At 41.2% G+C, this 14,387-nt stretch carries 15 protein-coding genes; 10 read left to right on the forward strand and 5 right to left on the reverse strand.

What is annotated here, in order from left to right:
• The first annotated feature begins 1 nt into the window (after position 1).
• The 3 genes from CBM24_RS10220 to CBM24_RS10230 all read left to right on the forward strand — a co-directional run bounded on the left by CBM24_RS10220 (position 2) and on the right by CBM24_RS10230 (position 2,176).
• Positions 2 to 526, forward strand: coding sequence for a hypothetical protein (locus CBM24_RS10220; protein WP_088161127.1), 525 nt, complete (start codon positions 2 to 4; stop codon positions 524 to 526).
• Positions 527 to 633: 107 nt separating this feature from the next.
• On the forward strand, positions 634 to 1,317 hold the full coding sequence (locus CBM24_RS10225) for a hypothetical protein (protein ID WP_088161128.1): 684 nt from the start codon (positions 634 to 636) through the stop codon (positions 1,315 to 1,317).
• Positions 1,318 to 1,426: 109 nt separating this feature from the next.
• Positions 1,427 to 2,176 carry an SDR family NAD(P)-dependent oxidoreductase gene (locus CBM24_RS10230; protein ID WP_088161129.1) on the forward strand — a complete coding sequence of 250 codons (750 nt, stop codon included), beginning with the start codon at positions 1,427 to 1,429 and terminating at the stop codon, positions 2,174 to 2,176.
• A gap of 58 nt (positions 2,177 to 2,234) precedes the next feature.
• On the opposite strand, the gene CBM24_RS10235 is transcribed toward CBM24_RS10230, so the two are convergent.
• From CBM24_RS10235 to CBM24_RS10255, 5 genes are all read right to left on the reverse strand, one after another.
• Positions 2,235 to 3,698 carry a sulfatase gene (locus tag CBM24_RS10235; RefSeq protein WP_088161130.1) on the reverse strand — a complete coding sequence of 488 codons (1,464 nt, stop codon included), beginning with the start codon at positions 3,696 to 3,698 and terminating at the stop codon, positions 2,235 to 2,237.
• Between the two features lie 13 nt (positions 3,699 to 3,711).
• The gene (locus tag CBM24_RS10240; RefSeq protein WP_088161131.1) at positions 3,712 to 5,271 is read right to left on the reverse strand and encodes a sulfatase; all 1,560 of its coding nucleotides are present in this window, start codon (positions 5,269 to 5,271) and stop codon (positions 3,712 to 3,714) included.
• Positions 5,272 to 5,423: 152 nt separating this feature from the next.
• Positions 5,424 to 6,008, reverse strand: coding sequence for a YdeI/OmpD-associated family protein (locus tag CBM24_RS10245; protein WP_232475750.1), 585 nt, complete (start codon positions 6,006 to 6,008; stop codon positions 5,424 to 5,426).
• A gap of 8 nt (positions 6,009 to 6,016) precedes the next feature.
• Positions 6,017 to 6,481 carry an SRPBCC domain-containing protein gene (locus CBM24_RS10250; RefSeq protein ID WP_088161132.1) on the reverse strand — a complete coding sequence of 155 codons (465 nt, stop codon included), beginning with the start codon at positions 6,479 to 6,481 and terminating at the stop codon, positions 6,017 to 6,019.
• Between the two features lies 1 nt (position 6,482).
• Entirely contained in the window at positions 6,483 to 6,803 is a 321-nt protein-coding gene (locus CBM24_RS10255; RefSeq protein WP_088161133.1) for an ArsR/SmtB family transcription factor, read from the reverse strand.
• Positions 6,804 to 7,016: 213 nt separating this feature from the next.
• Here CBM24_RS10255 and CBM24_RS10260 point away from each other — a divergent pair, with 213 nt between their 5' ends.
• The 7 genes from CBM24_RS10260 to CBM24_RS10290 all read left to right on the forward strand — a co-directional run bounded on the left by CBM24_RS10260 (position 7,017) and on the right by CBM24_RS10290 (position 14,387).
• A complete protein-coding gene (locus tag CBM24_RS10260) occupies positions 7,017 to 7,649 on the forward strand; it encodes a hypothetical protein (protein ID WP_088161134.1) in 633 nt (210 codons plus the stop codon).
• A gap of 184 nt (positions 7,650 to 7,833) precedes the next feature.
• Complete coding sequence (locus tag CBM24_RS10265; protein ID WP_088163520.1) at positions 7,834 to 9,480, forward strand: carboxylesterase/lipase family protein; 1,647 nt, start codon at positions 7,834 to 7,836, stop codon at positions 9,478 to 9,480.
• A 297-nt stretch (positions 9,481 to 9,777) separates the two neighbouring features.
• Positions 9,778 to 10,911, forward strand: a complete 1,134-nt coding sequence (locus CBM24_RS10270) for an NAD(P)/FAD-dependent oxidoreductase (protein WP_088161135.1) — start codon at positions 9,778 to 9,780, stop codon at positions 10,909 to 10,911.
• Positions 10,902 to 11,615 carry a methyltransferase domain-containing protein gene (locus tag CBM24_RS10275; RefSeq protein WP_075992077.1) on the forward strand — a complete coding sequence of 238 codons (714 nt, stop codon included), beginning with the start codon at positions 10,902 to 10,904 and terminating at the stop codon, positions 11,613 to 11,615. The genes CBM24_RS10270 and CBM24_RS10275 overlap by 10 nt, the downstream gene beginning before the upstream one ends.
• A complete protein-coding gene (locus CBM24_RS10280; RefSeq protein ID WP_075992078.1) occupies positions 11,612 to 12,664 on the forward strand; it encodes a type III polyketide synthase in 1,053 nt (350 codons plus the stop codon). The genes CBM24_RS10275 and CBM24_RS10280 overlap by 4 nt, the downstream gene beginning before the upstream one ends.
• 14 nt (positions 12,665 to 12,678) lie before the next feature.
• Positions 12,679 to 13,119 (forward strand): 3-hydroxyacyl-ACP dehydratase FabZ family protein, encoded by a 441-nt coding sequence (locus tag CBM24_RS10285; RefSeq protein ID WP_232475751.1) that lies wholly within the window; start codon positions 12,679 to 12,681, stop codon positions 13,117 to 13,119.
• A complete protein-coding gene (locus CBM24_RS10290; RefSeq protein ID WP_088161137.1) occupies positions 13,116 to 14,387 on the forward strand; it encodes a beta-ketoacyl-[acyl-carrier-protein] synthase family protein in 1,272 nt (423 codons plus the stop codon). Before CBM24_RS10285 ends, CBM24_RS10290 begins: the two co-directional genes overlap by 4 nt.

Consider the following 14,387-nt stretch of genomic DNA (forward strand, 5'->3'; position numbering starts at 1 on the left):
TATGGAAAAAAATGGAATGGAAACAACGGAGCGGCTTGAGCAGCTTAAGCTTTGGGCTTTGAAACGTGATGGTAAAGAGGCGGATGCGCAATATCATGATCTTGCTTCGGATCGATGGTTGCAGGTTTATAGAAATGAAGCATTAAACCTCATGAAAGCGGGATTCTACAATAAAGGCTCGGCTTTGTTTGAGTCTTATGTTGAAGTTCATTATCCGCATGAACTGGAAAAATTGATTGGCAAATTAGAACGTAGTTATGACAGTTTACAGCGTTTTAGTCCAGGATTGCTTGAAGATGGTTTTTATAATCTCGTTTTGGGTGATATCCCTTTGCTCATGGCTGGTACGATCGTTGTTTTGCTTAGGGCCAAAGAGTCTGATTTTCCATCCATTTACAATAATGATGCGGATGCCGACATGCGAAGCTCTCCAAATTGGCTTATACAGCAGTCAAACAATGATATTTGGGTTGATATGCACCAGACAGCTTTAAGTAATATTCACTACCCGGATAAAATTCTTTAGTCTGGCAAAATTTTTGTAGTCGATCGTACCAGAAAGAGGAAACCTGAATAGGTTGTTCACTTTTTGGACTTTTTATTGAATTATAAACCCATTCTAAATTTTATTTTATGATGTTGTACATTGGTATTTTTGCCGTTATCGTTGTGGCTTGCGTATTCATTTCTCTTATGATGATGAAAAAGCAAAAGGAGACGGCCAAAAAGTATGAAGGTGAATCTGGGATTGCCCTAGCTCCAGGCGTAAAGGATGAATTGTTAAGTGATGAATTTAGTGAATTAAGAAAACAGTTGAACGGCGCTCCGATCGACGCCTTTACGCAATGCGCGTATATTGCAACAGTTGGCGACAAAGTTGCTTCAGCTGCAGCTACAGCGGCCAAGACTGTTGCTTGGGCGGCTGTAGGTGTAAAGGCTCGTTATAATGAACGGGATAACGCTTCTTATCTGGTGCTTAGCAACAACGAGTTGCATTACATATTTTTTGATGAGGGGGAGGTGAGAGACCATTTGGTTTTTGATCATGAAACCTTGCTCGATGCGCGAACTGCGCAGATTACTAATTCTGAAAAAGTAACACGCATGGGCTCTGTCATGGGCTTGAAACCTAAGAAAATGCATCTTGACGTCAATGGAAATGGGCTCGATATTATTTATTACGGCACTGTTCAGCGTATGCCGCATGGTATTATTTCTCCAGGTTCAGGTATGTTTGAAACACAGGCGAGGCTTCAATTGATGGGGCGTTTGTTTTTGGATAGATTATATAAAAAATATCCGCAGCTACAGAACTAAGCCGCCGAGAAATGTCATTTTAGTTTCGTTTTAACTGAAGTAAATGGCCTTTTCGACTTAATTTCGCATTGCTTTTAGTAAATTGTCTGTATCATAAAATTTATATCATATGAAAATTTTAGCGGATAAAGTAGCTTTAGTAACAGGTGCGGGTTCGGGGATCGGACTGGCAGTTGCATTGGCTTATGGTAAAGAAGGTGCAAAGGTCGTTATCTCGGATATCAACGAGCAAGCGGGGAATGAAACCGTAAAACAAATTGAATCTCTAGGAGGAGAAGCTGTGTTTTTCAAAGCAGATAGCTCATCTCCCGCTGACAATGAAGCCTTGGTTGGTTACGCCGTCAAGACATTTGGCCGGCTTGATATTGCATGCAATAATGCTGGTATTGGCGGGGAGGCTGCACTAACGGGAGATTACAGTCTCGATGGATGGAAAAAAGTAATTGATATTAATTTCAATGGCGTATTTTATGGATGTAAATATCAAATAGAAGCCATGGAGAGGAATGGAGGCGGTGTTATTGTCAATATGGCTTCCATTCATGGTACTGTGGCTGCGCCTATGTCAAGTGCTTATACTTCAGCCAAACATGCTGTAGTGGGACTGACAAAGAACATCGGCGCAGAATATGGTCAAAAAAATATTCGTTGTAATGCGGTTGGACCTGGTTATATTGATACACCGTTATTGGCTAAGTTGGATAAAGAGCATATCAATGCGTTAATCAGTAAACACCCCATTGGACGTTTGGGAAAGGCAGAGGAAGTCGCTGAGCTGGTTCTTTTTCTAAGTTCGGATAAATCGTCTTTTATGACCGGTGGGTATTACCTAGTGGATGGTGGTTATACTGCTGTTTAACAGATCAGTTTAAGAAAAAAGGGATCCAAATGTGTCGTGTTGGATCCCTTTTTTTGCACTATAATTGTGCTGCCGGACGTATTTCAGTCCCTTCCATGTTATTTAATCCGTCACCCAACGTGCGACGATATTTATCTGCTACCTGTTGGAGTTGTTTGACAATTTCGGGATATTGATCTTTTAGGTCTCTATCTTCACCGGGATCAATTGCAAGATTATATAATGCCAAGGGGACTTTTACTGTAGCATATTTTCCTGGATACCGATCGCCGCCTATGGTTGCAGGTGCTTCGTATGTTTCGGTTTCAGCAGGAAAAACAAGCTTCCATTTTCCTTTTCGGATTGCTTTCAAATTGTTTTTATTATGATAATAAGCGAGTTCATCTCGTGGAGTACTTTGGGTATTACCCAATAGAAGCTCTGTAAAATCAATCCCATCGATTTTCTTTGTTGGCTTGACTGCCTGGGTAATATTGACAATAGTTGGTAGTAAGTCCATATTGGTCAAAAGCTGGTTACTTACAGTTGCGGGTTTAACATGACCGGGCCAGCTTATAATGCAAGGTACTTTTAATCCACCATCAAATATAGTTGCTTTACCCTCTCTGAGCCCTCCTGTCGAACCGGCGTGGTTTCCAAACGTGAGCCATGGACCATTGTCACTCGTGAAAATAACAATAGTGTTTTCGAGCAGATGATTTTGTTCCAACGTCTTCATCACTTCGCCTACGGACCAGTCTACTTCTTCCATAACGTCCCCAAACATACCGGCACCGCTTTTGCCTTTAAATTTTTCGGAAACGCCAAGTGGGACATGTACCATGGCATGGGCTAAATAGAGAAAGAAGGGGTTGTTTTTATTACGTTTGATAAAAGAGACCGCTCGGTTTGTATAATCGGTGGTCAATTGATCTTGACCATCAAAAGAATCGATAATTTTAACTGTTTTGTTGCCTTCTACTAAAGGAAGTGGGGGGTATTGGGCCCGCCAAAAAGTTGAATCTTGCCATTTTTTTCCTTCATAATCGTAGGCCCACATATCATTGGAGTAGGGAAGTCCATAGAACTCGTCAAAGCCATTTTGAAGGGGAAGGTAAGGCTCTTTATGTCCAAGATGCCATTTTCCGACCATACCGGTTTTATATCCTTTGCTTTTCAATAGTTCGGCGATCGTTTGTTCATCGGGGTTAAGTGCAAATTTGGCATTATGGTCAATCGCGCCGCTAATGCCAATTCGCGTAGGGTAGCAGCCAGTTAATAGGGCACTTCGGGAAGCTGTACAGATTGGCTGCGCGGCATAAAAATCGGTGAAACGAAGACCTTGTGCTGCGAGTTTATCGATATTTGGCGTTTGGTAGGGGCCACCACCATAGCAGACTGGGTCGGCATAGCCCATATCATCCATTAAAATTATAATGATGTTTGGGGGCAGAGCTGGTTTATTCTCATCCGTAATAGAAGCTGCTGAAGCTCCAAGGGTAAATAAGAATGGTATAAAAGAAAATATATACTTCAAATCCATCGTTCGCATTTAATTATTTAACGATTAAGTTTTCTTGTTTGAGAACCTGCTGAAAAGCTGGTCTTGTTGCATCATCATCGCCCGCTTCAGCTTTAAGTTTAGCCAACTTTTTCTTCAACCGGGCAATTTCTTTGACATATTTTTTGTCTAGAATGGCATTGTGTGTTTCCATGGGATCTTGCTGCAAATCATAGAATTCCCAAGCAGGAGCTGTTGTTTTAGAGTCGCTGCCTGTCATTTCTAATGGCTGTCCATAGAAGTAGATCAGTTTGTAGCGTTCATCACGGACTCCAAGATGCGCCGGGCGTATTGGTGCATGTTGCCAGTAACGGTAATACATGGCAGATCGCCATGCTTTGGATGTATTTCCTTTGAGGTTATTCCGGAAGCTTTCGCCTTGGATGTAGGCGGGTTTTTTGATGCCGGCATAGTCTGCAAATAGTGCAGCGAAATCGATATTTAGAATCATGTCGTCTAATCGACTACCAGCTTTGATTTCTTTGGGGTAGCTGATCACAAAAGGCATGCGCAGTGATTCTTCGTACATCAATCGTTTATCCATAAAATTGTGTTCTCCTAAGAAGTATCCCTGGTCGGAAGCCAGGATCACAACGGTATTTTCGTCCAAATTTGCCGTTGTAAGATAGCGCATAATTTTCCCTAGATTATCATCGATCCCAGCGACGCAACGCAGATAATCTTTGAGGAACTTTTGGTAGATCTTTTTGCGGGCTTCCAAAGGGTCCATTCCTTTTGTTGAAAATGGCAGCTCAGGATAAGATGTCCAAAAGGGGCCTACCGAAGCTTGCTCATAACGCCGGCCAAGCTCTTCCAAGGGCTGCCCTTCGAAAGAGCGTCCAGTTGTGATTGCTCCTGAATCCAAAAATGTCGGAGGATAAGGAAACTCCACATCTTTGTAGTAATCTTTGAATCGCTCTGCAAAATCAAAGGGTTCATGCGTCGCTTTGTAATGACACATTAAGAAGAAGGGTTTATCGGGGTTGCGTGATTTTAACCAGTCCAGACTCATCGTTGTGGTGATATCATCTACATAGCCTTCGTAAGGTGTGCCAGCCTCTTCCTTATCATTCCAGTTGTCTTTAGAGAGGTAAGTCGGGTTATGATAAACACCGTGTCCAGGAAGAACTTTAAAATCGTCAAATCCGCTTGGCCTTTTTTTCAGATGCCATTTCCCAAACACAGCAGTTTGGTAGCCCGCATTGTGCAGATCCTTGGCGATATTTTCCTTATCGGGATCCAACGCATCGTCCAGTGTGTAGACTTGGTTTTTATTACTGTACTGTCCTGTCAGTATGCTTGCACGGCTAGGGGTGCAAATTGAATTGGTACAGAATGTATTATTGAGTACCGCCCCCTGACTGGCTAATTTTTCAATATTCGGATTTTTGACAAAATCTTTTAAAATACCGCCATATACGCCCCATGCTTGGGCTGTGAAATCGTCCGTTAGGATAAAGACGATATTGGGGCGTTGTGTTGCGTTGTTCTTTTTCTGTGCTTGTGAAAAAATGGGCAATAGGCCGCAGATGAGCAATACAAATTTTTTATTCATGTGAATTCAGCTATATATTAGTCGACTAATTGACTATATCGGATTGCAATAATAGTTATAATCGTTCGTCTTGGTCTGGTTCTGTCTATTTGATTGTAGACAAATCTACTCTTTATAGACAAATATATAACGGATAAACTGTAATAAATATGTTAGTCATCGATACCTTTTCCATCTAGAATATGCTGGTAATATTTTTCGATTCTCGCCGCACGTGTTTTCTCTTGTTTTGCCTGGTTAAAGTAAAATAGATACCCTTTTTGTCGACCTGGTGTAAGTGATTGAAAAGCTTTTTGAAGTAAAGGGTCTTCAAGTAAGGCACGCTTAAATTCTTCCGGTACAGGGTAATCGGCAGCTTTTCGCATGTCAACTTTCTTGCCTGATTTTTCAATTTCGATGGCCTCCTGAATATATGCCGATATCACTTCCCGCAATGATTCTATCTGCTCAATAGTGGTGAATCTAAGCTGTCTGGCTGACTGAACATTTTCGGTTTGCTGGATCAGTATATTTTTGGGATCTTTTAATAATGCACCTTTATGGAATAGCAGCGCACAGTATTCTTTAAACCCGTGTATCAATACGACATTTTTACCTTCAAATGTATAACAAGGATGCATCCATTTATAATCCTCTTGCAGTGTTTTATTGCCACGGACAATTTCTCTCAACAGATTGAATTCCTCATTCCATCTTGTCGCATTTTCAAAAAAATGTTCAATTTTTAGATTCATCATGTAGTGCTTTAGGTAAGTTTAGCAAGAATTTCTTGTAATCTGTTGTGCGCCATATTGATTCCTTGCGCAAAAGGCATCTGTAACAGCTGGTTCCGAAATGCGACCGACTGAAATATTATATGGATGTGAAGCCTGCTGCGTTCTGCACTTATTTTTTCAAATGTTAAATATTCCAACTGTACGGGAAATGTGCTGTTTTCCATTTCAAAAGTCCGTGTGATGCGTTGATTGGGGAGGAATTCGTGTATCGCTCCATTTGCTTTGAACATGACCTGGCCGTTGTGCGAAGTTTCAAAGGCATAGGAGCCATGCTTTTTATTTTCCAATTTCAGGACTTTGGTTCCCATCCACTGCTCGAAAATTTCGGGATCCTCATATGCTTTGAATAGCAGTTCAACAGGTAAATCGAATTCCCTTGTAATGACAATCTCCTGTTTATTATCCTCCGCCTGGACGTTAGTTTTTGGCTCCATATTATTTGTCTTTGTAGTTTTGCATAATAGCTTCCAATTTATTGAATCTGTCATCCCACATTTGACGGAAAGGTTCAATAAAATCCGCAATTTCTTTCATCTTCGATGGGTTGAGTTGATAATATATCTCGCGTCCATTTTGTTGAAACTTTAATAATTCACATTCCGTCAATATTTGCAAATGTTTTGAAACGGTCGGTCTTGCCGTATTGAAATTGGCTGCAATTGCACCAGCAGTCATGGCTTGTGAGGCTAGAAGAAGTAAGATCGCTCTTCTGGTTGGGTCTGCTATAGCTTGGAAAACATCTCGTCTTAAGTTCATATTGATTTATTTGACTACTAATATAAGTGTAGTTATTTGGCTACGCAAATTTTTTATAAATTATTTGTAACGGAATAGCTGGGGGTGGAGCTAACGTGGATCAACGAATAAAAATTTTTTCCTGGCGAATTTAAAATGAAAGCGATCGGGAATTAAACCTATGGATCAATGTTTGGTGAATAATGTTAAATTAGCGTAATTAATTATAGCAGGATGAAAACACAGTTATCGTATTTAAAAAAATTAAGCGTATTGGGGACGAAAACCTTAGTCAAATATTATTTGCTGGCTATTGTTTCGACTTTACTGTATTTGGTGGTTGGCAGTTTTCAGTTTAAGGCTAGTCATGAAGCTTTCTTTTCGACGGTCAGTCCTGCGCAAGCCGCAGCTAAATTCATTTGGCTGATTGGACTGATCCTGCTACCTGTACTACTTTTTATTTTTAGCAACAAATATGCGTTTTCAAAGATTGCAAGTCTTGTTGTAGAAGAAAGGCAGGATGATCTCATTCTTCCGGCATTTGACAAAGTATTATTAATTTTTCAATCGAATCAGCCCGATGTAATACAAAATGTCGCTGATTATTCTTTTGCAAAACTTAAATTGATCAATGACGTGAAAAATAATAAAATCGAGAGCCCTTGGGTGCGACGCATTGTCATTTTTGGTCTGAATAAAGTGAGATTTGATGCCCTCGATTTAGACAAGAACGATAGCTTTTATTCGATCGTACGATCGAAATTTATCCATGTACTCGAAATCTTAACAGAACCAAGTAGCAAACCATTTTGGCTATGTATTCTTGCGCAATGGCTTATTCTACTTTTTGTGTGGCTAGCCAACTAAATGTGTTGATCACTGCAGGCAAGCAAGCAAGCAAGCAAGCAAGCAAGCAAGCAAGCAAGCAAGCAAGCAAGCAAGCAAGCAAGCAAGCAAGCAAGTGCTGAAATAACAGAATATCACGACGGTATAAGTTTTATTTTGTATTTTAACTGTAAGAATAAAAACCATAAAGTTTTAAATGGATGTTATGATAAAAAATATTTTTTTTACTGTTGTTCAGCTTTTGGTTGCATCATTTGTTTTCGCACAAATGCCCCAGGTAAAGGTTGAAGAGGGTATATTAGAAGGAATTACTTTGTCAAGCGGGGTAGAGTCCTTTCGAGGGATTCCTTTTGCAAAACCGCCAGTAGGTGACCTGAGGTGGAAAGAACCGCAAGCTGCTGAACATTGGTCTGGCATCCGTAAAGCAGATCATTTTGGTTATTCTCCGATGCAGAAACCGATCTATGGGGACATGCGATTTCGGTCACCAGGCATCAGTGAAGACTGTCTCTACCTGAATGTATGGCGTCCAAAGAATCTTGGTTCAGGCAAACTTCCTGTTTTAGTTTATTTTTATGGAGGAGGTTTCAATGCTGGTGATGGATCGGAAAACCGCTATGATGGTGAAAGTTTTGCCAAAGAAGGTCTTATTGTCGTTACTGTCAACTATCGCCTTGGTATCTTTGGCTTTTTTGCGCATCCAGCATTAACCGAGGAATCTCCGAAACATGCTTCCGGAAATTATGGACTGCTGGATCAACATGCAGCTTTGGTTTGGGTCAAGAAAAATATTGCTGCATTTGGTGGGGATCCCGATGCCGTCACCATCGGTGGTGAGTCGGCAGGGAGTATGTCGGTTTCTGCCCAGATGACGAGTCCGTTGTCCAAAGGACTATTTAAACGTGCTATCGGTCAGAGCGGAAGTGTTTTTAACTTGCGGTATGGCACTGCCTCTATTACGGAGCAAGAGCAACAGGGGACTGCGTTTGCAACGCGCATAAATGCCGAAGGGCTTGATCAACTGCGTAAAATTCCTGCGGCCGAACTCCTTGATAAAGCCAGCGAGCCAGGGGCCTTTGCGACCCGTTTGATTGTTGACGGCTATTTTCTGCCTAAATCTCCTTTGGCTATTTTTGAGGCAGGGGAACAGTCTAAAGTCCCGCTACTTGCAGGCTGGACGTCTACGGAAGCCCCATATACCGCCTACATGGGTAAATTGTATCCATCTCCGGAGAATTATGAAAAGTTGGTAAGAGCACAATATGGCGTTCAGGCTGACGAAGTGCTCACGCTTTATCCTGGAAAGACAGAGGCGGAAGTCATTCGGTCAGCAACTGCCTTAGGTAGCGATAATTTTATCGTTTATAGTACCTGGAAATGGCTTGATCTGCAACGAAGAAATAGCGGTCAGCCAGTCTTCGTTTATATATTCGGTAAACCGCGACCACCCATGCAACCGGCATATCGCGATGCACAAACCGGGCTTGCTGGAGGAATTAGCAAGAAATCTGCACAGGAAGCCAAGGAAAAAAGCCCAGAGCCCCTGCCGGGTGCTTTCCATGCAAGTGATATTGAATATTTATTGGGAAATCTGCAGAGTAATGATGTTTTTGCCTGGACTGAAGATGATTACAAGGTATCAAAACTTGGTCAGCGGTACTTTGTTAATTTTATCAAGACGGGCGATCCAAATGGAAAAGGGCTGTCAACATGGCCGAAAACAACAGCACAAGATAAGCGCATGAATATTCTGAATTTGAATATCAAAGTAAAAGTAGCTGCCGAAGAATTTCGGAACAGATATCTTTTTCTGGATAAATTGTTTGTCGACCGTGAATATAAATCCAGATAAAAGCCTTATTTATTCAACTTATAGCAGTGGTTAAGTCGTTTATCTATCAGGTAAATTAAAGTGCTTTTTTATTTTAAGGCCAAATAAAAACTATTTATTGCCAAGGGCTGTTATCAGATAGACTTTTTATGAAAGCGTATGGGCGATATTGTCCTGTATAGGGGGATTTTAGACAGTGGATAGATTTAGCAAGAATCGTTTATTGAATAGTGGGGGGCAACCAATTTAGGAAACTGAAGTACGATTTATGGCGTTGATTTTTTGTAGATGATACTCATATAGAGCAAACTTGGATATATGACAATAAATCCTGATGTGATTATTATAGGCGGTGGTTTGGCTGGACTTACAGGTGCATTGCATCTGTCTAAACAAGGATTCAACGTAACGTTAATCGAAAAACATGTTTTTCCTCGTCATAAGGTTTGCGGCGAATATGTTTCGAACGAAATTTTGGCTTACCTTCATTGGCTGAAAGTGGATGTTGAATCGCTATGCCCAACACATATTCAGGAGCTTGAGTTCACGACAGAAGATGGACAGATGAATAGGGTCAGGTTACCCTTGGGTGGGATTGGTATCAGTCGTTACGCGTTGGATGATCTGTTATATCAGCAAGCAAAAAGTAATGGCTGTACAATTGTTATTGCGACTGTAACGGGTATATCCTTTAGCGCTGATACATTTACTGTTTCGTTTCAAGATCAGGTATTAAGATCAAAAATTGTACTGGGCGCGTATGGAAAACGCAGTAATATGGATCAGCTCTTATCCCGAGATTTTATAACGAAAACCTCTCCTTGGATGGCTGTTAAGGCACACTATTCGGGCGATTTTCCGAATGACCTAATTGCCTTGCATCATTTTGAAGGAGGCTATTGTGGGATTTCCAAGGTCGAAGATGATCGGATAAATTTATGTTATCTGGCCGATGTAAAAACGTTCAAGAGATACAAAAACATCGATGATTATCAGAAGTATGTTTTGTCTAAAAACAGACATCTTAAGTATTTTTTTGAGCACAATAGGCTACTTTTTGAAAAACCGCTCACGATCAGTCAATTTTCATTTGATAAGAAATCAACGGTAGAAAACCATATTCTTATGATTGGTGACACAGCCGGTCTTATTCATCCATTCTGCGGAAATGGGATGGCGATGGCGATACACAGTGCAAAAATAGCTTCTGAGCTTGTCCTGGAATATTATCGGGGCCATATTCATTCACGAAAGCAATTGGAAAAGGCTTATGTCAAGCAATGGAATCGAACGTTTAAAAGACGCCTCTTATTCGGTCGACTTCTGTCGCGGCTGTTAAGCTATAAAATAGGGACCGCAGTTTTGATGAAGACTACCTCATTTTTTCCGAAAATGCTCAGCTGGATTATTAAACAAACTCATGGAAATGCAAGGTCAATAAAATGGGAATAAACACAAAACAGAGAACATCGGAGAATGAGATCATGGACGATTTTCTGCTCGAAGGAGAAGAACTTCGGACCACATTAGACAGGATAGCAAAGATTAATCGTTTTTTAGGCGGAAATAACATTACGCTGAACGGTGTAAAAAAATTACTTTCAACCAGCTGCAAGAATGAAACAATAACGATTGTGGATATTGGTTGTGGCAATGGGGACATGCTTCGCATGTTGAGCGATTATGGCAATAGACATCATATTAAGCTTTCAATGCTCGGTATAGATGCCAACCCCTATACAATAAATTATGCGGGGGATTTGTCGAAAGATTATACCAATATATCCTATTTGTGTGCGGATATCTTTGAAGAAAATTTTGAAGATGTCAAGTATGACATTGTTCTGTGTACGCTTACCATACATCATTTTGACGATGAAGAGATCCTTCGTTTGCTAGGCAGTCTGGTCAACGTATCAAAATTGGGGGTCGTCATTAATGATTTACAAAGGAGTAAAATGGCTTACCGGCTTTTTCAAACCATTGCTGTTCTTTTTAGGTTAAATAGAATGACAAAAGTGGACGGGCTTGTTTCTATACTGCGTGGGTTTAAAAAAGAGGAACTTACTCAATTCTCCAATAAACTGAAATTAGAAAATTATAGCATCCAATGGAAATGGGCCTTTCGTTACCAGTGGATAATTTCCAATATATGAATGTTAAAATAATAACTGTTGCGAAGCAACTCCCTAGATACTCTTGTGCTACCGTTGATATCCTTCCGCTATTGGATATTTGGCTCCATGGACAAGAGCCTCGCTTTATTAAGAAGATCAAGAAACTTTTCGAAGGCTCCGCTGTGGAAAGACGATATGCAATTATGGATCCGAGAGAGGTCTTCACTGCGACGTCTTTTGAAGAAAAAAATAATGTGTACTGCCGGGAGGCAACGGTCTTAGGGGAGCAAGCACTTCGTAAGGCCCTTGAACAGACGGGATGGGATCCGCAGTCTCTGGATTATATCATTACAGTGAGTTGTACTGGAATTATGATCCCCTCCCTAGACGCGTATCTCATCAATAAGATGAAACTCCGACAGGATATTGTGCGGTTACCAGTTACCGAAATGGGCTGTGTTGCCGGTGTTTCAGGCATTATTTATGCTAAAAATTTTCTTCAGGCTAATCCAGGCAAACGTGCTGCGGTCATAGCCGTCGAAGCGCCAACAGCAACTTTTCAGCTGGAAGATTTCTCCATGTCAAATATGGTCAGTGCCGCAATATTTGGTGATGGTGCAGCTTGCTGTCTGCTTTCCTCCGACGAGTCAGACAATGGTCCGATGATTCTCGATCAGGAGATGTACCATTTTTACGATGCGGAAGATATTATGGGATTTAAGCTGACAAACAGCGGTATGCAGATGATACTGGATGTTGAAGTGCCGAATGTGATCGCGTCTCATTTTGACGCTGTTATACATCCATTTTTGAAGAAGAACCAGCTTAAAATTAAAGATATTGATTACATGATTTTTCATCCAGGTGGAAAAAAGATTATAGCTACAATCGAAGATATTTTTGCTGAATTTGATAAAGATATTGAGGATACTAAGGCTGTGCTGGCACAGTATGGTAATATGTCGAGCGCTACGGTGTTATATGTCCTCGAACGTATTATGAAACGTAGTCCTCAGGTCGGTGAATTAGGGCTGATGCTGAGTTTCGGTCCTGGATTTTCGGCGCAGCGCGTTTTATTACAGTGGTAACCTACAAAATTTGAATGATGGATCTGAATTCTATACTAGCGAAATTGCCTTACAGTGCCCCGTTTTTATTTGTCGATGCGTTGACCCATGTCGATGAGGAAGGTGTTGCAGGTACCTATACCTTTGATGAAAATTTGGATTTTTATAGAGGACATTTTAATGAAAAAGCGATCACTCCAGGAGTTATTCTGATTGAAACGATGGCCCAAATAGGTTTAGCTTGTTTGGGAATTTTTCTGCTCAATAAAGACTTGAAAAAGGGTTCTTCTATTGCGTTGACTTCTACTGAAATACAATTTTTAAAACCCGTGTATCCGAAGGAAAAAGTTACGGTAATTTCAAAAAAAATATATTTTAGGTTTGGAAAGTTAAAGTGTACAGTTACAATGAAAAATGAAGCTGGCCAGGAGGTTTGTAAGGGAATATTGGCAGGTATGATTACTGAGGAGCTATGAAGAGAGTTGTTATTACTGGATTAGGGGTCGTTGCACCCAATGGAGTGGGAGTACCGGCCTTTACACAGGCGCTAAAAGAGGGTGTCTCCGGTGTTAGACATGATGTGCAGTTGGAAAAATTGCAATTTTCCTGTCAGATTGCTGGAATGCCACAAGTATCGGATGATCTCAAAAGACAATATTTCACGGAACTTGAGCTCAGGGGTTTTAACAGTACAGGCATATTATATGGTGTCATAGCAGGAATGGAGGCTTGGACAAATGCAGGTTTTCCTATTGCCTTAAATTCGGTCCCCGATTGGGATAGCGGAACAGTATTTGGTTCAGGCACCTCAGGTATCGATAAGTTTCGGGAGAGTATTTATAAAATTGATGAGCTGCAAACACGTAGGCTAGGCAGTACAGTCGTTGCCCAAACGATGAACAGCGGTGTCAGTGCATATTTAGGTGGGAAATTAGGGCTCGGAAATCAGGTAACCACCAATTCCTCTGCCTGTGCTACCGGAACCGAAGCAATTCTAATGGCATATGACCGGATTAGGTCCGGAAGAGCAAAGCGCATGCTAGCAGGTAGTACTGGAGATAGTGGACCTTATATTTGGGGTGGTTTTGATGCACTGCGTGTCTGTAGTTCGCAACATAATGACCGCCCTTCGGAAGGTTCTCGCCCAATGAGTGCAACAGCCACAGGATTCGTCCCGGGTAGTGGAGCTGGAGCCCTGCTATTGGAGGATTTGGAAAGTGCCTTAGAACGCAAGGCCATGATATATGGCGAATTATTGGGCGGTCAAGTAAATTCTGGAGGGCAACGGGGAACGGGCAGTATGACAGCTCCAAATGCTGATGCTGTACGCCGATGCATTGCGGAAGCCCTAAAAAATTCGGGTGTCTCCGGATGGGATGTCGATGCCATAAACGGTCATTTAACGGCAACGGCCAAAGATGCTTTTGAAATAGAAAACTGGACTGAGGCCCTTGGACGTACAGGGAAAGATTTTCCATTGATAAACTCGCTAAAAGGAATGACTGGGCATTGTCTCAGTGCGGCAGGTAGCATAGAATGCGTGGCCACAGTTTTGCAGTTATATCATGGATTTGTATTTGGAAACAGTAATTGTACTGATTTACATCCTGAGATTGCAGCAATGATTGATTCATCAAGAGTACCATTACATCAAGTTGATGTCAAACCTCATATTATAGCCAAAGCGAGTTTCGGATTTGGGGATGTAAATGCCTGTTTAATATTTAAAAAATTTGATAACTAA

Source organism: Sphingobacterium sp. G1-14 (assembly GCF_002196555.1).
GTDB classification, from domain to species: domain Bacteria; phylum Bacteroidota; class Bacteroidia; order Sphingobacteriales; family Sphingobacteriaceae; genus Sphingobacterium; species Sphingobacterium siyangense.

Excerpts from the sequence above, each read along its gene's own strand:
- CBM24_RS10235 (WP_088161130.1), bottom strand. The coding sequence starts at position 3,698 with ATGGATTTGAAGTATATATTTTCTTTTATACCATTCTTATTTACCCTT.
- CBM24_RS10265 (WP_088163520.1), top strand. The coding sequence starts at position 7,834 with ATGATAAAAAATATTTTTTTTACTGTTGTTCAGCTTTTGGTTGCATCA.
- CBM24_RS10290 (WP_088161137.1), top strand. The coding sequence starts at position 13,116 with ATGAAGAGAGTTGTTATTACTGGATTAGGGGTCGTTGCACCCAATGGA.
- CBM24_RS10240 (WP_088161131.1), bottom strand. The coding sequence starts at position 5,271 with ATGAATAAAAAATTTGTATTGCTCATCTGCGGCCTATTGCCCATTTTT.
- CBM24_RS10245 (WP_232475750.1), bottom strand. The coding sequence starts at position 6,008 with ATGATGAATCTAAAAATTGAACATTTTTTTGAAAATGCGACAAGATGG.
- CBM24_RS10255 (WP_088161133.1), bottom strand. The coding sequence starts at position 6,803 with ATGAACTTAAGACGAGATGTTTTCCAAGCTATAGCAGACCCAACCAGA.
- CBM24_RS10285 (WP_232475751.1), top strand. The coding sequence starts at position 12,679 with ATGATGGATCTGAATTCTATACTAGCGAAATTGCCTTACAGTGCCCCG.
- CBM24_RS10225 (WP_088161128.1), top strand. The coding sequence starts at position 634 with ATGATGTTGTACATTGGTATTTTTGCCGTTATCGTTGTGGCTTGCGTA.
- CBM24_RS10260 (WP_088161134.1), top strand. The coding sequence starts at position 7,017 with ATGAAAACACAGTTATCGTATTTAAAAAAATTAAGCGTATTGGGGACG.
- CBM24_RS10280 (WP_075992078.1), top strand. The coding sequence starts at position 11,612 with ATGAATGTTAAAATAATAACTGTTGCGAAGCAACTCCCTAGATACTCT.
- CBM24_RS10275 (WP_075992077.1), top strand. The coding sequence starts at position 10,902 with ATGGGAATAAACACAAAACAGAGAACATCGGAGAATGAGATCATGGAC.
- CBM24_RS10220 (WP_088161127.1), top strand. The coding sequence starts at position 2 with ATGGAAAAAAATGGAATGGAAACAACGGAGCGGCTTGAGCAGCTTAAG.
- CBM24_RS10230 (WP_088161129.1), top strand. The coding sequence starts at position 1,427 with ATGAAAATTTTAGCGGATAAAGTAGCTTTAGTAACAGGTGCGGGTTCG.
- CBM24_RS10250 (WP_088161132.1), bottom strand. The coding sequence starts at position 6,481 with ATGGAGCCAAAAACTAACGTCCAGGCGGAGGATAATAAACAGGAGATT.
- CBM24_RS10270 (WP_088161135.1), top strand. The coding sequence starts at position 9,778 with ATGACAATAAATCCTGATGTGATTATTATAGGCGGTGGTTTGGCTGGA.